The following is an 18,409-nucleotide window of genomic DNA, read 5'->3' on the forward strand; positions in this document are numbered from 1 at the left end:
AACCGTCTGCCGGCAGTTTTCAAGTCTCCAAAGGTAGTTGTACAACCGTCTTTACCCCCTTACGCAAGGGGGTAAAGACACTTCAGTAAGTAGTGAAAGGTTCTTTAGAAAAGCCTGGAGAGGCTTATACAAATACTGGGAGACCCTTTGGAATGGTCTGCAGCTATTCAGGAGCTTTTTAAGGGTTGCTTTTTGAAATTTCATTGTCACTTTCAAAAAACCTATCTTCGTATCGATAAAATTCACAATATGAAAAAAGTAGTATTCCTGGCTTCAGTGGTTTTTGTATTACACTCTTGCGTGGTTTCCACGGCGGCTAAAGTCGTAAAGGGAGCTGTTAATGTAAGTTACAAAGCCGTAAAAGGAACGGTAAATGGGATCAGCTGGGCGGTAAGCAAAGCCAAAGGGAAAATAGATGAAGATCGTGTAGACGGGACCTGGAAAGTAGTGGGCGCGTACAAAGGTTCTTTTGAAGACTTTACCAATGACCAGAATCCGGAAAGTTCGTTTACTTCAGACTGTACGGAAGGTTTTGATCAGATTATTTTCAAGGCTAAAAAATCGAAATTCAAACCTGTACACTGCAGTTCCGAAAAAGAAGATTGGGTAAAATATTCCATGGAATTCGGGAAAAACCCGGTCACCAAAGAAAAAGAAAACTATATAGAATACAATTCCAACAATTATATTTCCGTGATCGATGTCAATAATAAGACCATGGTGCTGGAAGGAAACCTGATGCCTAAACTGGCATTTTCAGGGGCTAAATTGTATCTTTTGGAGAAAGTAAAATAAAGATTTATTTCAGGAAACGGGATGATATTTTTAAAATGATAGGCTCAGGATTTAGGTAAACCCATCAAAACAGTCTGTCTCTTTATTTTTACAGTAAAAATTTCAATGATATGTAGAACATATAGATTGTTATACAGGTAAAGGGTATACTTTAACAAACATTGTAAGGTCTCCTCAATAAATTTTTGTTCTTTTGCAAAATAGTATTAATTTTAAATAATTACATGTCGAAGTTCGATGAAATCAGGCCTTTTTATGATCATGAAGTGAATGAAGCGTTACGGGGAATAGCCCGTGATCCTATGATGACCGCACTGATGAGTTTCACTTTTCCTGATGTTGATAAGCAGGTCTGGAGGGAACAGTTTAAGAGTATTCATTCGATAAGTGATTTTCAGCACAATTTTATTGCCCATACCATTCGTCAGATTCTGGCGAAGAGTTCTGAGGGCTTAACGACCTCGGGATTTGATCACTTAGATAAAAATACACCCTATCTTTTCGTTTCCAACCACAGAGATATTGTTTTAGATACTTCACTGCTGAATCTGGTTTTACTTGACAAGAAGTTGATCATGACGTCTTCTGCGATAGGAGACAACCTTGTGCAAAAGACCTTTTTGCATGTACTGGCGAAACTGAACCGCAACTTTTTAGTTCAGAGAGGTTTGCCGATTCGTGAACAATTGAAAAGTTCCCAGATCATGTCCGAATATATTGAGCAGCTACTACATGTTGAAAAGCGTTCCGTTTGGATCGCTCAGCGTGAAGGCCGTACCAAAGACGGAAATGATGCTACCCAGCAGGGCGTTTTAAAAATGCTTGCGATGGCGGCCGGAGATCTTTCACTCACTGACTATTTTAAAACATTGAAGATCGTTCCGATATCGATCTCTTATGAATATGATCCTACCGATTCTTTAAAAATGCCTCAGCTTCTTGCCAAACACAGAGACGAGGAATACATCAAAGGGAAGGATGAAGATTTTATGACCATGCTGAGTGGAGTATTGGGTCAAAAGAAACGCATTCATCTGCATGCAGGAAATGTACTGGATACAGAACTGGATGATATTGCCGTGAACTTTGAAAACAAAAATAAGCAGTTACAGGCAATGGCCCAGATCATTGATGATTCGATCATACAAAACTATAAACTGTGGCCGACCAAGTTTATCGCTTACGACCTCCTTCACAATACGGATACTTATGCCTCAGAATATACAGAACAGGAAAAACAGCTGTTTGTCCGAAGACTTGAAATGAGAATCGATCCTTCTGATGCCGTTTCAAAAGAATTTTTCTTGGTGATGTACGCTAATCCGCTGATGAATAAAATGAAGTATGGCGAAATGCTTTAATGAAACAGTGACAGGCGTTCTCAGTGTTGAAATCAAAGATCATAACTATTTTTAAACATCACCTGCCATTACTAGTAGTAAAAATGGCTCGTATAAAAATAGATAAAGGAAGTTGTGGTTTCAATCGCGTAGCACATTTCACTGCCATGCCCTTTTTTACTTGGATCAGTATCCACTTCATACAGATACTGAAGGTCTCCTTCCAGATAAGTTTCAATGGCTAAATCAAGCTTCCAGTAGATCTGAAAATCGTCTGTTTTTTGCAGCATTAATTTTTCATCGGTCGCCATGATGCTGCAGTTTTGCATTTCCCATTCATCTAATCCCGAAGTTCCCATCGCTGAAATGATCAACGAAGTAAAATCAGGGATCTCACTTTTTTGTACTTTAATCATTACAAGGATAATCTCATCTCCATTAAAAATGATTTCAGAAATATTTTTCTTTGGGATCAGGAAATCGTAGTCCCGGTGACGTAATTTTTCAGTGAATAGAGAGGGATCAAATGGCATGGGTTTACTTTTTAAATGAGTCTGTGTATCAGGAGTATCAATAATTGAATATTAATATTAAAAAAGGGATTTTTAATTTCGCTCAGACTGACAACACTGATACTCTGTATTTGAAGCTTATAAAATATCCGCTAAGTGTGATCAATACATGATACAAAATGCATCGACTTCTTTACTGCATTTCAAATATACAAAATGAAAATAAAGGAGTTAGGGTCACTACTTTTTCTATTTTCTCTTCGCTCATTAAAGAATGCCGGGTCTTTATATTCTGATCCTCAAAATTTTAATGCGTAACTTTGAATGAAATGAAGTTGTACATAAAATATATGGTTAGCCTGCGGTGCAAAATGATGGTGCATGAAGAGCTTAATAATCTGGGTATTAAGCATGCTGTGGTGGATCTTGGTATGGTTGATTTGCTGGAAGACATTACCCATGAGCAGCGGGAGATTTTAAAAAGGGAATTGTTGAAATCAGGTCTTGAATTATTAGATGATAAAAAAAGTATTCTGATCGAAAAAATTAAAAATGTAATTACCGAAATGATCCACTATTATGAAGAGCTCCCCAAAGAAAACTTCTCAGACTATATCAGTGAAAAACTGGGCTACGACTATACCTATCTGGCGAATATATTTTCTGAAGTGAAAGGCATCACGATACAGCATTATATCATCATCAATAAAATTGAAAAAGTAAAGGAACTCTTACTGTATGACGAACTTAATCTTACGGAGATCTCTTATAAGTTGAATTACAGCAGTGCCGCCCATCTCTCCAACCAGTTCAAAAAAATCACAGGACTTTCTCCGTCTTTCTACAAACAGCTGGGACTTAAACGTAAAAATAATCTGGAAGACCTTTAAAGGTGTGATAAATGTAAGATTAATCTACTCATCTGTAACATCATCGGGAAAAGAAATCCCAATTTTGTACAGTCATTGCTAAACTTCATCAAATAATCCTCGTAACGGAGACCATCACAAAACATGAAACTTGACGAGGATAAGATAAAGCCAAAACTAAAAAGCAGTAAGAAATCATCACAACTAAATAGGAAATTAATATTTCACCACTCCTCTTTCAAAGAGAGTTTTGAAGAAGGGATAGAAGCTTAAAGGTCTCTATCTCTTTTTATAGGTTGTGCCGGTTGAAGCAGTATAGACGAACACTACAATATTTTAAATAATGAAAACAATCCATCTCTTTAAGTTTAAAGATACCATTTCCCTTAAAATTCCTTTTTTCAAGGAAAGCTACGGATTGGAAACTTTAAATGATTTAATGAAATATGATTTAATGGATACCGAAAAAGTAACCGAGTTTATCATTGAAACCCAGGATGATTGTAATTTGGAAGATCGTTCACAGGATGATCTGCTGAAGATGTGCGAAGACGCAGACGAAACGATTGACCATTATTTTGTTACCGCTGTTGGCGAGGATGATATTCTCTGAAAACAAGCGGTATTATGAATTTCACCGTCTGATCAAGGTCCGTTGGCTAAATTATGGTTGTCTGTCTTGTTCTTAATATTTTGGGAGCGGGAAGGACAGACCTGCTTGCTTTGTCCTTCACATCTGACTTCATCTTATTCTTTCAATCCAGTATTATTTAACTGGTGGCATTTCTGCTTTCACTCTCTTTATCCTTTCTCTTGGTAGCCTTGTCTTCCCGTTTTTCTTTTGCGGTTTTTAAGGGAGCTGTTTTGTCTGTCTTCTTTTTTCCGTCTTTCTCTTTTGCCATTGTATACAATTTTGATTGAATGTAAAGGTCACGGATTAAAAATGGAACAGCTTGCAAGAGTCTGGTCATTTGTTACATAAATCATAGATATTCACAATTGCCTATCCTGATTTAAAAAAAATAGCCGCCTTATGGAGTAAAGGATTTTTCAATTTGATAAGGATGATGAAGCTATTCAGAACATCAAGATGAAATCTTGGCCGTCAAATGATGTTTCCTCCGGAATTTGAAAATTACAGACCTGAAATTGCTATAACATAAATTTTCTCTGCTGAATTTCTCCCTTATTCTCTAAACCATTGAAAAACAAACACTCGTCATTTTTTTAATCTTTAAAAAAGTGGGATAGATGTAAGTTTGTTCCGGAAGAGTGTAGGATATTATGTTTTAAAAAAACGATCTTTGGATCAGAATAAATCCACAATTATCCTTCATTGACATCGATCAATCCTCATCAATACAGGAAGAAAAGAAAGCTGTTTTTTTCGGTTAAAACCTTCAGATCCGATATTGAATAAGGCAAAAAATAGAGCTTAATAACCCGAAAAATAGTAAATATGTTTTTAAGGTTTTAGCTAAAAGAGGACAGCAACCTTTCCGGGTATCTGTTCTTTTTTATGATAGGGATAACAAAAAAATTCGCACGATCATTCATTCTCATCAATCAGATACAGTTTTGCTCAATCTATATCTGTAAGAATGCAGTTCTGTGCGTTTGAGAAGATTCCGGAACTGACTTTATCACAATAAATAAAGCCTGGAAGATCGTACTTCAGTCGTGGTCAAATGTTTAAAATTTATGAAAAAAAAGATTTACCTCGTAGGATGGACAATACTGATTCCGGTACTTGCCTGGCTTGCTTATTTTGCACATTACACGATGACAGGTCATCTGTATTCTATACTCCTTAGTTTTTTCCTAATAGGGTCTGTTTTAGCAGCAGTCTATCATTCGGAGACCATTGCTTACAGAGTAGGAGAGCCTTACGGAACTTTATTGCTGGCGTTTGCCATTACCGTGATCGAAGTTTCTCTTATTATTTCCATCATGCTGAGTGCAAAAGGTTTGGAAACCATAAGCCTGGCAAGAGACACCGTTTTTGCGGCGGTCATGATTATTCTTACAGGAATTATTGGAATTTGCATTATTGTAGGATCCATCCGGTATAAGGTCCAGGTATTTACTTTGCAGGGGGTAAGTACAGCGATGATCACCTTAGTTGCCATCATAGCATTTTTATTCATTCTTCCCAACTATACCATCAGTCATGATAATGGCGAGTACACTTCCTTTCAGCTTATTTTCATTTCAATCACCTGTCTGGCATTATACATAGGTTTTACTATGGTACAGACCATCAGGCACCGCGCTTATTTTGTTGCCCCCAAACCTAAAGATGATCTTGAAACAGAGGACCAGGAAATCCTTCCTGAAAAACCTTCTCTGAAAGTAACGATGCTTAGTATTGTGCTTTTGGTTTTGTGCCTGGGAATTGTCGTGGTATTGGCCAAATACCTTTCAAAAGATGTTGATGCCCTCGTTGTTGGAGCAGGTGCTCCGAAATCTATCGTCGGAATTATTATTGCCGGTATTGTTCTTTTACCGGAAGGCATTGCGGCCATCAGAGCAGCGTACAATAACAGACTGCAGACCAGCCTTAATCTTGCATTCGGATCTGCATTAGCAAGTATTGGGCTCAGTATTCCGGTCGTAGCAGTAGCTTCGGTAATGGCAGATTTTAGAATGACGCTGGGAATTAATATAAAATCAACCGTTCTTTTGGGACTGTCCTTATTTATTATCACGATTTCACTGGCCACAGGAAAGACGAATATTATGCAGGGTTTTGTTCTGCTGTCTATCTTTCTTCTCTATCTTTTTACCACCCTGGCTCCCTGAATTACCTTTTACGAGTACAGAGTTGGTTGCTGTGAGCTGACTTCAAATATAATCCATACTCAATGGTTCCGGAAATCATGATTAAACTCAAAAATGTGGTATCCTTTGATCAGTAGCGTATAGAAATTTACCGTATATTTAAATTAATGAAATCACAGAGGGAATACTTTTATAGAATTCAATGTTGGAGCGGCAAGATAGTTGTAGGTAACTACAAACCCACACAAATTAAAACATATGAATCTAAAGCTAAACCCATATTCCAAGGTTGAAAATACTCCTATTGACGGTTTTCGTTTGGATGTTTTGGAAGGCTTGAAAAGCAATCCGAAAAGGCTATCTTCAAAATATTTTTACGATAAAAACGGAGACCGCCTGTTCCAGGAAATCATGGCAATGCCTGAATACTATCTCACGAAATGTGAACTTGATATCTTCCAAAATAAAACCCCAGAGCTTGCCCAATTAATTATTTCTGACAACGAGCCGTTCGATTTGATTGAGCTGGGTGCCGGAGATGCGATGAAATCAACCTTTCTACTTCAATATCTTGTTGAACAGGGAATCAATTTCACCTATATGCCTATTGATATTTCAGGTAATATTCTTTCCATATTAAATGAAAAATTAAGTCATGAAATTCCGGATTTACCAATAGTTGCTCTTGAAGGCGAATATTTCCAGATGCTTCAGAAAGCAGCAGCATTGTCCCACAGAAGGAAGGTGATTTTATTTTTAGGAAGCAATATCGGGAATATGGATATCGGAGAAGCCGATCAATTCTGCTCCGATTTAAACCAAAATTTAACCTCCGGAGATAAAGTATTGATAGGTTTTGATCTGAAGAAAAATCCTCATACCATTTTAAATGCCTACAATGATAAAGCAGGAATTACAGCGGCATTCAATCTTAATCTTCTCACCCGGATCAATACAGAACTCGATGCTGATTTTGATACAGATCAGTTTCAGCATTATCAGACCTATGATCCCGTGAGCGGAGCCTGTAAGAGTTATCTGGTGAGTCTTAAAGATCAGAAAGTCACCATAGATGATCACAGCATTTCATTCAAAGAAAATGAACTGATTGACATGGAGATTTCCCAGAAGTTTTCACCGGAGAAAATAGAAGAACTAAGAAAAAAATCCGGATTTTTGTCAGCAGGTGAGATCAAAGACTCCAAAAGATGGTTCGTAGATGTTGCCTGGGAGGTAAAGTAACGGTAAATTAAATTTCCCACAAATTCATCAGATTTCACAGATCATAAAACGAAAATATATTTTTAACGCAAAGGATATATTGCATAAACAAAGAAAACGGATGATTAGCCATTAAGCTTCATCAGCGACACCGTTGCCATCTTTGCTTACCTCAAAACTGAATTTTATTTAACTAAAACTTTGCGTTAACTAAAAAAAGCAAAATCATCCGTAGATCCATCAGACAGATGTTTATCTGTTAGTGATCTTCAGTTAAAAAACCATAGTTCCGTCAATCAAATTTGTTATCTGATCCAATTAACTTATTAAAACTAAAGAACATGACCCCAGAAATAACGACATCAGATTTAGTAAAAAGATATACCAGTATCCGAAAGTATTCCGAAGAAATATGTGCTCCTCTGGAGATTGAGGATTATGTGGTACAGCCTATCGTAGATGTAAGTCCTCCCAAGTGGCATCTGGGGCATACCACCTGGTTTTTTGAAACGTTCATTTTAGAACCCAATTTCCCTGATTATAAAGTTTTTGATCCACAATATAATTTTGTTTTTAACAGCTATTACGAGACTATCGGCGCAAGAGTCATCCGTACCGACCGGGGAAATCTCAGCCGCCCTTCCGTTTCAGACATCTACAAATACCGGAACTATGTAGACGATCATATGAAGGCCTTTCTTGAAAGTAAGTTCCTGACGGAAGACGTTGAACCACTGCTGGAATTGGGACTTAATCACGAGCAGCAACATCAGGAGTTACTGATCACAGATATCAAATATATTTTAGGACACAATCCACTTTTTCCGGCCTATACAAAACAACCTGCTTTTAATAAAAAGAAGATAGGAAATACCGAAATGATCCGTTTTTCCGAAGGCGTTTATGAAATAGGTTTTGATGGAGAAGGCTTCTGTTTTGACAATGAATTGGGAAGGCATAAAGTCTTTCTCAATGATTTTGAAATAGCAGACCAGTTGCTCACCAACAGAGAATATCTTCAGTTTATGGAAGCTGGCGGTTACTCAGATTTTAAGCACTGGCACGCTGAAGGCTGGGACTGGGTAAAGCAGAATAATGCACAATCTCCTTTGTATTGGCATCATATAGATGGGAAATGGATGCATTATACTTTAAATGGCTTACAGGAAGTAGATCCGGATGAAGCTGTTTGTCATATCAATTTCTACGAAGCCTCAGCTTTTGCCTCCTGGAAAGGAATGCGATTACCCACTGAAGCAGAATGGGAAGTTGCATCCGGACATTTCGAGTGGGGGAATCGCTGGGAATGGACGAATTCGGCTTATTTACCGTATCCTGGTTTTAAAAAAGAAGCGGGAGCAGTGGGAGAGTACAACGGAAAATTTATGGTCAATCAAACGGTTTTGCGTGGAGCTTCCGATGCAACGCCTCCGGGACACAGCAGAAATACATATCGTAATTTTTTCCAGACCAGCCTGAAATGGCAGTTGACAGGGATCAGACTTGCCCAATAATTGTTGCCTATGATTACAGTTAAATCAGTTTCGAAAAAATTTAACGGAAAACCAGCCGTTGACCACATTTCTTTTCAGGCCCATGATCAGGAGATCCTGGTGCTTCTGGGAACCAGCGGTTGTGGCAAAACAACCACCCTGAAAATGATCAACCGGCTCATAGAATCAGATTCCGGAGCTATTTTAATCGATGGTAAAAATATACTAGATCAAAAAGCAGAAGAACTGCGCATGGGAATCGGTTTTGTGATGCAGCATTCCGGCTTATTTCCTCACTATACCATCAAACAAAACATTGCAGTAGTTCCGGAATTACTGAAATGGGATAAGAAAAAAACAGAAAGCAGAACAGAAGAACTTCTGCATAAACTTCATCTTTCCGACGATGTACTTTCAAGGTTTCCCAATGAACTGAGTGGCGGGCAGCAGCAAAGAGTAGGGATTGCCAGAGCTTTGATCGCCAACACGCCCGTTTTGCTGATGGATGAGCCTTTTGGAGCCTTGGATAATATTACGAAAGCAGATATTCATTCAGAATTTAAATCACTGGAAGAACTTAAAAATAAGACGATTATACTTGTGACGCATGACGTACAGGAAGCCTTCGAATTGGGACACCGGATCTGTTTAATGGATAAAGGGAAAATTATTCAGACAGGAACTCCAAAAGAAATGCTTTATCGCCCGCAGAACAACTTTGTCAGCGACTTTTTTACTGAAAACCGACTTTTACTGGAATATAAAATTGCCACACTGAAAGAGATGGGGGCATTTTTAAATTCAGAAAATACACACAGAACATTTGGCTTTACCGAAAAAACCAGTGTTTGGAATGCTTTGCAGAAACTGAGTTCGGATCATAAAAATACAGGATATTACGAAAACCTCATCAAGGCATTCAATGAGTACAGAAAATTACAGATCGTATGAAGCAGCAAAGTCTTTGGCAGTTTATCATAGAACAGCAGGAAAAATTACTCACTCAGGTGGTACAGCATCTGGGACTTACCTTTCTGTCATTAATTCTGGCGATCATCGTTGGGGTACCTTTGGGGATCCTTATTGCCAGAAAAAGAAAACTTTCAAGTCCGGTGCTGGGGGTGGCCGGTATTTTACAAACGATTCCCAGTATTGCCCTGTTAGGGTTCATGATTCCCGCTTTTGGAATCGGGGCTAAACCCGCTATCGTTGCTCTGCTCATTTATGCCCTTCTACCCATTATCCGAAATACCTATACCGGAATTACAGGCGTCAACTCAACCGTCGTTGAAGCGGCAAAAGCGATGGGAATGAATAAAAGCCAGCTTCTCTTTAAAGTTGAACTTCCTTTGGCAATGCCCGTCATTATTGCAGGAATACGAACGGCAGCGGTAATCAATGTGGGAGTTGCTACATTAGCGTCATTCGTTGCAGCAGGTGGTTTGGGAGAATTTATATTTGGCGGAATTTCTCTGAATAATACCAATATGATTCTTGCAGGAGCCATTCCCGCGGCATTACTGGCTATTTTGCTTGATCAGACAATTGCGGTGGTACAGAAATCAGGATACCGCTTGTTTCAAAAACTAAAGTATGTGGTTCCGGCCTTCCTTATCATTTTGGGAGCAGCTTATTTGTTCACTTCAGTTTCAGGCAATACGATTAAAGCAGGTTTTACCCCTGAGTTTATGGGAAGACAGGATGGTGATCTGGGATTACGGTCGGTGTACGGACTGAATGTAAATCCCGTTGTGGTCAATGATGCTATTATGTACAAAGCAGCCTACGAAAAGGAACTTGATCTCATCAGCGGCTATTCTACAGATGGCAGAATTAAAGCTTTTGATCTGTACGTTCTGGATGATGATAAGAAAATATTTCCACCTTATTTTGCAGCACCCATTATAAAGACAAAAACGCTGAAGAAATTTCCGGACCTTGAAAAAACACTGAATCTTCTTGCCGGTAAATTCAATGACTCTATCATGACCGATCTGAATTACAAATCGGATTACCTCAATCAGACACCGGAAAAAATAGCCAGAGATTTTTTAGTTAAGAATCAATTATACCAAAACTCAAGAAATGGCAGCTCAGGAACCGTAAAAATCGGTTCAAAGATCTTTGGTGAACAATACATTCTCACCGAAATGTATAAAATGCTGATTGAAGGCTACACCGATTACAAAGTAGAAACCAAAACAGGGCTGGGCGGAACCAAAATATGTTTTGATGCTTTGATGAATGACGGCATAGATTTCTATCCGGAATATACCGGAACAGGACTTTTGGTCCTTTTAAAACCCACAGAACAAACCCTTAAGACCGTGACCCAAAGTGCCGATAAAACCTATCAGTATGTCAATTCCGAATTTCAACAACAGTACGGCATTCAATGGTTAAAACCGCTTGGGTTTAATAATTCCTATGCCCTGATGATGCGCAGAAAACAGGCTGAAGAACTCAGAGTAAAAAGTATATCGGACCTTAAAAAATATTTTGAGGTTAAGTAAATACATTACCTACGATCCATAGTATGATTTTCTTTTTTTTAATGTAAATATCTGATTTACAATATTAATAAAACCTAACGATTGTTAGTAGTAGTACTACTACACTTTTTCATATTTATTGATAAACGTCCTTTTTGTAAGTTTAATATTCTATATTTGGTGAAATAAGGAACATCAAATCACAGAATATTAATATTTAAAATTGACCAATTATGGCAGACAAAAATTCAAGAGGAATTCTTAAATTCAACGGTGGCGAAGGGCAGAAATTACTAAGACTTAATTATAGCGTGTCCCGTTCCACAGACGTATCCGGAAGAGTAGCATCAGATCCATCGAATGCACTCATCAAAATTACAGTAGAAGCTACAGAAAAGTCAGACATTCTGGAAAGTCTTCTTAACGGAAAATACAAACCTACAACAGGAGAAGTAACATTCAACAAATCTCATGAAGAAGGAACGCTCACTACCTTGAAGTGGGAAAACGGATATGTGATTCAGCACGAAGTAGATTTCGATGCAGTAGATGAAAACAGTATGTACGTAAGTTTCATTGTAAGTGCAGAGCTTATCGACCTGGGTAATTCTTCTTACAAGGCAGAATGGCCTACTTCGTAGAGCATAATTTTTTTATATTTTAAAAAAATATCAGGCAGAATGGTGTATCCGGCGGTAGGAGTGCCGTTCTGCCTTTTTTGTCTATGATAAAGATGGCTGCTTTGATATTAATTAATAGGATCTTTCATGTTTCTATTAATAATTTAAAAATAGATCCAATTATATGATTTTGTACCAGTAAAACTTTTAATTTTATAGAGTATCTGTATATTTTATTAATTTTTTTTAAAAATTAAGAACCCCAAAACACATTAAATACTATGGATAAAAATATTCCAAATTCTGACAAGATTACAGAGAATAATATTCCTGGAATCAACCGTGTGGTGAAACTGGATATTGTGATTGATGGTAAGATCATCAGGCATTTTAAACATTTCCGGATGCAGCAGAGTGTAAGAAAGCATCATGAATTTGAACTTATCCTTGCCAATGATACCCTGTCTGAGAAACAAAATCATGAGCTTGAAGAAGCTAACAAATTTTTAGGAGGAAGATTAACTGTAACCATTACCTATAAAGACGTTGAAAATAGTCCTGAAAGAACTTTTGTCGGGGTTATTACAAAAGTAGCGTTTAGCCAGGAAAATCATAGTCTTGGAAACATCGTATTGAAAGGTTACAGCCCCACCATCTTACTGGACGCTGCTCCTCATACCCAAAGTTTTGGGGGAGCGCAACCCGTAAATATGGGCATCATCGCAACGGATATCATCAAGCAGGGAATCGAAAGCAGCAGGTTTGATGTAAAGATCAATGCAAAGGCCTCTTCCCAAATCCTCTACAGTGCCCAGTATGAAGAAACACACTACAATTATCTTTGCAGAATGGCAGAAGCTTATGGAGAGCAGTTTTATTACGATGGTGAAATTCTGCACTTCGGAAATATGCCTCCCCAAAATAAAGCCTTTGAGCTGATCTATGGAAGCAGTGTTTCCGACGTGAGTGTTGAACTGAAAGCCGTCCATATCAAACCAAGTTTTTATGGCTATAACAGCAGTTCCAATACTAAGCTCAGTTCCGGGGAAACCCCTATCCAGCATGTGGGGAATTTAGCAAAAACCGCCTATCAGAACAATGAAGGGATATTCAAAACACCATCTTTGCAGGTTGCCCCGATAAAAGCGGCCACCGATATGGATGTGGTCATTTCCCAGACCTCCACATCAGGAAGCAGGGCTGTAGAAGTCTTTACGGTATCGGGAGGAACAACGCTGCCTTTTTTATATCCGGGATGTATCGCTGATATTAAAATGCGGAAAACTGATAGCAGCCAGACGGCCTATTTTACAAAACTGATGATGACCGAAGTTACCCATGAAGTGGATACCTTAGGAAACTATACCGGGAAATTCGAAGCAATAGCTTCAGATACAGGATATATCCCAAAGCCCGATTTTGTTGTACCCATTGCACAGCCGCAAATTGCCACCGTAATATCCAATACTGATCCTCTGGGACAGGGCAGGGTAACGGTGAGATTCGACTGGCAGATGAATGATACTACCAATTTTATCCGGATGATGGCTCCGGATGCAGGAGGTACAGATCAGATCAGCCAGAACAGAGGATATGTAGCCATACCCGAAGTAGGCGATCAGGTAATGGTAGGTTTTGTACACAACCATCCGGACAGGCCTTTCGTGATGGGAGGAATGTTTCATGGCGGGACCGCTTTAGGAGGCGGGGTTGATAATCATTTAAAATCAATACAAACCAGAAGCGGAATCAGAATTTTAATGAATGATGCAGAAGGGAGTGTCAATATTATCGATCCGAGCGGCAACAATTACTTCATGGACGGAGCTGGGAATATCGTCGTTACTGCTCCCAAAAATATGACCTTCAATGCGGGTGAGAATCTTAGTATTAATGTAGGAAAAGATATGAAAACAAGTGTTGGAAATGATAATGCCATTAATATTATAAACAATCATCAGTTCACTTCAAAGAATTATAAACAGACCGTCAATGAAAATAAAACCATCAATATAACGGGGGATTTGAAAGAGACCACTTCTACAACCACCCATAACGCCAAGAATGGTGATATTTTATTACAGAGTTCCGGTGTTGCCAAAATGCTTGGGAAAATAGATGCCAAGGTGAATAAAGGGTAAAAACTTATATAATTCAGAGACTAAAATCAACATTCGCTGCACATGAGGTATATAATATGTTTAGGTGTTTTTATCAGTAATTAATTGCGGCGAATCTAATTACAAAACAGGATAAACAATCAGAAATTTAGGACTTATAAAAAAGAAAAAAATAAATTAGAAAAGAAGCCCAGTAATAGTAAGGTAGTAAAGAATAATTTTCCTAAACAATGAACAAATCAATAAAATATTTATTAAGCTTATTATTCTTCATTCAGATCTCGTGTCAGGAAAAGAAAGAGCATCAAAAAACAAAAGCCATGACAAAATATGAATGGACCGAGGGGACTTCTGCTTCCTCCGGATATCCGATGGAAGTATATAAAGGAGGAATGGAATGCGAAGGCGGAGAGTGGGTTGGATTAGATTTTGGGATCATTCCCGGCGGAAATATCTGGGGAGCTATCAATCATGGAATGGGGAATGGTTTTAAAAGCCTTCCTGCCCGTCTGGATTTTATCTGGATGTCTTACATGGAAAACCAGTTTTATATGATAGACACTCCTATTGATACTGCAAAACTAAAAGCATACTTCAGCAAAGGATATGAAGTAAAGGTCACCAACGGAAGTGGAGAAACGGAACATTTAAATTATGATAAAATTGGCGTTGGAATGGCCCCTGGTGGAGTAGTGGTGGTTTGGGTCGCTGGTGTAGGTGTTCAGAAAGAAGTAGGGCGCTATCAGGGAAAAAAAGTAACGATTCCGGAATCGGAAATTGCAAAACTGGATAGCCATGAAAACCGTTTTTGGAGAAAAGATTATCTTGATGAGGTCTTTAACAATGGCAAAGTGATTCCTGAAAAAATAAGAGAAGAAAATAAAGGAAAACCCATTCCATTTGGGATTTGGGATATCTATAGAATACAGTACAGCTGGAAGCCTGTTTTTCAACTTCCGGAAAAAGCAGCGCTCAACCCTTTAACCGATGTTGGAATCGACATGATCAATGGAGAGAAAGAACAACTGGACGCTGCAAAAATTTCTGTGGCTCAAAATGCAGAAAGAGCAATGCCAACAAGAATAGTTTTTGATTTTATTGGCAGTGATCACAAGGAGTATGGAGCAAATGGTGATCTCAATGAAAAATCCAGCTTCGAAGCATTTAAAGCTGTATTTGGAGAAAATCCGAATTCAACTAAAGCTGATATTGTGATTAAAGTAAATGAAGCAAACAGCCATTTTACGATACAACTAAGAGGCGAGAATGGTAAAGTAGCTTTTATAAAAGCAGATAAAGTAGAAGTTTTCTAAAACGATAATTATGGGAAAAACATTAGTGTATAATACAGGTAATGCTGTTCCTCCTATAGATGAACTGCATCTCAAGAATAATTTTTTTAAACAATGAAAAAATTAGTACAATATTTATTAAGCTTATTATTCTTTATTCAGATCTCGTGTCAGGAAAAGAAAGACCTTCAAAAAACAAAAGCAATGACAAAATATGAATGGCTAGATGCTACCTCAGCCCCTTTAGGTTATCCCGTTGATGTTTATCGCGGGGGATTGGAATCCGCAAACGGGGAATTTACTAGTTTGTATAGTGGAACAACTGGTGGATCATGGGGGGAAGCAAACAGAGGGATGAATAATGGAGAAAAAAATGTCCCCAATCATCTGCATGTCATTTGGGTTTCCTATGCTGAAAAAATATTTTATGAAATCGACACCGATCTGGATAACGGGAAAATGACTGATCTTTTTAAAAACGGCTATTATACCCCTTCCAATGGAGATAATCCAAATCCAAGGAAAGAAAATTACGACAAGATTATTGTAGGCTTTGCGCCGGGTGGTTTGGTTGTGCTTTGGCTTTCCGGACCGGGAAGACAGGTGGAAATAGGAAGGTATCAGAGCAAGAAAATAGTCATACCGCAGTCTGAAATAGATGCTTTAAGCCCGGGACCTCAGAAAAATATGTTTGATCCTGAATACCAACGTAAAATTATACATGAATTTGGAATTGTTCCGGCGGAAGTGGTTAAGGCAAACGAAGGCAAGCCGATTCCATACGGATTGTGGGACAGCTATAGAGAAGAATATAATTGGAATGTACAGGTTGAACTACCAGATAATGGAAAAACAAAAGAAGTTACTTATTTTCATTACAATGGTGAAATGGAAATAACCTTTTGCGAAATTCTGGCAGAAAAATATAATCGTATTATTTCCAATCAACTGAAATGGAATACCCTTAAGAAAAGAGCTGTTGCAAATGATATTAAAATTTTGTGGATAGACGGTGCTGACGGATATCGATATGTCAGTAATATAGAATTTGATGAAAAGGAAATTTTTCCTGCCTTTAAGGAAATTTCTTCTGATGATCCTAATGCTAAAATTGAATTACAGATTACCGTTAATATTCCTAAAACCTCTGCTTCTGTAAAGTTAGTAAGCGGAGAGAAGCAGGTTTGGTTGAAAAATAGTAAAATAATGGTACGTAAAACTAAATACAAAGATTAGCCATGAGTAAAACCTTTGTTTATAATACGGGCAATCCGTTGCCAGATCCACCGGGAACTTTAAAGATTACCTGTGGAATATTCTTCGATGGAACCAGAAATAATCTAAAAAACACCGAAATACGCAAGAAGGTTCAGAGGAAAGGAGAATTCAGTAATGTTTCTGCGACGGAAGAAGAAAGACGAATTTTTGAAAAGTATGCTAAGGATGATAATAGTTTTGGTAATGATTTTACCAACATTGCAAGGAAGTATATGTGTACGAAAAGAGATATCTATTCATTTTATGTAGAAGGTATTGCTACCATCGACAAAGCAGATGATGAAGGAGGCGGTTTTAAATATGGTCGTGGGAAAACGGGTGTGGTAGGAAAGGTAAGAAATGGATGTAAAACCCTGGCCGAAAATGTGAAAGATAGAAAAGATAAGTCTAAAGATGATATTGATGAAATTATTTTAACTGTTGATATTTTCGGATTTAGCCGTGGTGCAGCAGCAGCAAGAAACTTTGCCTATAACTTACAGATGGGAACATATGCACCAAAAGCTTATTATCCGCCAGTACAGGGAGCAGGAAGAATTGATGTAGACCACGAGACAAGTGAATTCATGTCCATCGAAAAATCATGGGTGAAAGATGGAGTACTTCCTAAATTTGGACACCTAGGCACGGCACTTTTAAAAGCAGGATTAGCTCGTGAACTGGTAGATTCCATGACCATTAATGTTAGATTTATAGGGGTTTATGATACAGTAGCCTCGTATGATCCTACATGTCTTCTCATTCCTAGCTTTCAGAAGAAAGTGAACGAACTCCATTTGCATGAGCTAGGTTCCCCGAGAAAGGCTGTACATTTTACAGCTGCTGATGAGCATCGGGAAAATTTTTCCCTGACAAGATTCCTTGCGGTAGACCTTAAATCAGGTATTGAAAGAAATTTTCCAGGTGTACACAGTGATGTGGGGGGAAGCTACAATCATGATGTATTGTCTGCAGCGGAAATCAGTGCAAGCGGTTACCAACCCGATCCCATAGAAGGGGTTACTGAAAAAGAATACGTTTGGCTTGAAAAAGCTTATTTTTCAGGATCATTAGACGCTTTTAGAGATGAATTAATAGAGCACGGCTGGTTTAAAAGAGATCAGTTGGCTATTGAAGCACACTGGAAATACACCCTTACAGGAAACCGTTATCTGTATAGAGGATACAGTTTTATTCCACTTCATTTTATGTGTGATTACGCTTTGCCTTATCTTAATGAAGATGATAATTTCCTGTTCTATCCAAAAGTTATGGCAGATTATGCTTTGAATGATACTTTCTTAGATGAGGTAAAAGCATACATGAAAGATCATATTATAGAAAAGAATGAAAGCTGGACGCTTAAAGGAAATTTTAAGCATCAAGAAGAATCGGAAATTGAAAAAGAAAGCAATATAGAGGCCCCTGTAGCAACAGCTGCTGATCAGGCAGTTTCTGCAAAACAACTCGAAGAAGTAGTGGTTACAGCCTATAAGTCTGATTATCTTCTTAGAAAACTGAAGAATAGATATCTACACCGATCTGCGAAAATTAATACATTAATGGATAGTCTTGCCTATTCACCCACTGATGACCGAAAAAGAATGGAGTTTTAAA

Annotated in this window: 16 protein-coding genes; 14 read left to right on the forward strand and 2 right to left on the reverse strand. The window is 38.1% G+C overall.

The genetic code is table 11. The features are described 5' to 3' along the window. The first annotated feature begins 249 nt into the window (after positions 1–249). Together EG346_RS13970 and EG346_RS13975 are read left to right on the forward strand one after the other, a co-directional pair. On the forward strand, positions 250–795 hold the full coding sequence (locus tag EG346_RS13970; RefSeq protein ID WP_123879342.1) for a hypothetical protein: 546 nt from the start codon (positions 250–252) through the stop codon (positions 793–795). A gap of 224 nt (positions 796–1,019) precedes the next feature. Then, complete coding sequence (locus tag EG346_RS13975; protein ID WP_123879344.1) at positions 1,020–2,156, forward strand: 1-acyl-sn-glycerol-3-phosphate acyltransferase; 1,137 nt, start codon at positions 1,020–1,022, stop codon at positions 2,154–2,156. A 71-nt stretch (positions 2,157–2,227) separates the two neighbouring features. Here the strand turns inward: EG346_RS13975 and EG346_RS13980 are convergent, their stop codons facing one another. Further along, the gene (locus EG346_RS13980) at positions 2,228–2,668 is read right to left on the reverse strand and encodes a hypothetical protein (RefSeq protein ID WP_123879347.1); all 441 of its coding nucleotides are present in this window, start codon (positions 2,666–2,668) and stop codon (positions 2,228–2,230) included. 308 nt (positions 2,669–2,976) lie between these two features. Here EG346_RS13980 and EG346_RS13985 point away from each other — a divergent pair, with 308 nt between their 5' ends. Both EG346_RS13985 and EG346_RS13990 read left to right on the forward strand, forming a co-directional pair. Beyond that, positions 2,977–3,537, forward strand: coding sequence for a helix-turn-helix domain-containing protein (locus EG346_RS13985; protein ID WP_228425915.1), 561 nt, complete (start codon positions 2,977–2,979; stop codon positions 3,535–3,537). A 322-nt stretch (positions 3,538–3,859) separates the two neighbouring features. After that, a complete protein-coding gene (locus EG346_RS13990; protein ID WP_073334671.1) occupies positions 3,860–4,129 on the forward strand; it encodes a heme oxygenase in 270 nt (89 codons plus the stop codon). Between the two features lie 157 nt (positions 4,130–4,286). On the opposite strand, the gene EG346_RS25360 is transcribed toward EG346_RS13990, so the two are convergent. Beyond that, complete coding sequence (locus EG346_RS25360; RefSeq protein WP_262484531.1) at positions 4,287–4,418, reverse strand: hypothetical protein; 132 nt, start codon at positions 4,416–4,418, stop codon at positions 4,287–4,289. A gap of 799 nt (positions 4,419–5,217) precedes the next feature. Here EG346_RS25360 and EG346_RS13995 point away from each other — a divergent pair. The 10 genes from EG346_RS13995 to EG346_RS14040 all read left to right on the forward strand — a co-directional run bounded on the left by EG346_RS13995 (position 5,218) and on the right by EG346_RS14040 (position 18,408). Continuing rightward, on the forward strand, positions 5,218–6,318 hold the full coding sequence (locus tag EG346_RS13995) for a calcium:cation antiporter (RefSeq protein WP_073334672.1): 1,101 nt from the start codon (positions 5,218–5,220) through the stop codon (positions 6,316–6,318). Between the two features lie 237 nt (positions 6,319–6,555). Further along, positions 6,556–7,539, forward strand: a complete 984-nt coding sequence (gene egtD / locus EG346_RS14000) for an L-histidine N(alpha)-methyltransferase (RefSeq protein WP_123879349.1) — start codon at positions 6,556–6,558, stop codon at positions 7,537–7,539. A gap of 320 nt (positions 7,540–7,859) precedes the next feature. Further along, the gene (gene egtB / locus EG346_RS14005) at positions 7,860–9,032 is read left to right on the forward strand and encodes an ergothioneine biosynthesis protein EgtB (RefSeq protein WP_123879351.1); all 1,173 of its coding nucleotides are present in this window, start codon (positions 7,860–7,862) and stop codon (positions 9,030–9,032) included. 9 nt (positions 9,033–9,041) lie between these two features. Continuing rightward, positions 9,042–9,962, forward strand: coding sequence for an ABC transporter ATP-binding protein (locus EG346_RS14010; protein ID WP_123879353.1), 921 nt, complete (start codon positions 9,042–9,044; stop codon positions 9,960–9,962). Beyond that, a complete protein-coding gene (locus EG346_RS14015) occupies positions 9,959–11,524 on the forward strand; it encodes an ABC transporter permease/substrate-binding protein (RefSeq protein WP_073334676.1) in 1,566 nt (521 codons plus the stop codon). Before EG346_RS14010 ends, EG346_RS14015 begins: the two co-directional genes overlap by 4 nt. Positions 11,525–11,736: 212 nt before the next feature. Then, positions 11,737–12,144, forward strand: coding sequence for a type VI secretion system tube protein TssD (gene tssD, locus EG346_RS14020; RefSeq protein ID WP_073334677.1), 408 nt, complete (start codon positions 11,737–11,739; stop codon positions 12,142–12,144). A 260-nt stretch (positions 12,145–12,404) separates the two neighbouring features. Next, entirely contained in the window at positions 12,405–14,264 is a 1,860-nt protein-coding gene (locus EG346_RS14025; protein ID WP_228425917.1) for a type VI secretion system Vgr family protein, read from the forward strand. Positions 14,265–14,473: 209 nt separating this feature from the next. Beyond that, positions 14,474–15,556, forward strand: a complete 1,083-nt coding sequence (locus tag EG346_RS14030) for a DUF2931 family protein (RefSeq protein ID WP_123879355.1) — start codon at positions 14,474–14,476, stop codon at positions 15,554–15,556. 93 nt (positions 15,557–15,649) lie between these two features. Then, positions 15,650–16,771 (forward strand): DUF2931 family protein, encoded by a 1,122-nt coding sequence (locus EG346_RS14035; protein ID WP_123879357.1) that lies wholly within the window; start codon positions 15,650–15,652, stop codon positions 16,769–16,771. Between the two features lie 2 nt (positions 16,772–16,773). Next, positions 16,774–18,408, forward strand: coding sequence for a phospholipase effector Tle1 domain-containing protein (locus EG346_RS14040; protein WP_123879359.1), 1,635 nt, complete (start codon positions 16,774–16,776; stop codon positions 18,406–18,408). The last annotated feature ends 1 nt before the right edge of the window (position 18,409 follow it).

The sequence above is a fragment of the Chryseobacterium carnipullorum genome (assembly GCF_003815695.1).
Lineage (GTDB): Bacteria > Bacteroidota > Bacteroidia > Flavobacteriales > Weeksellaceae > Chryseobacterium > Chryseobacterium carnipullorum.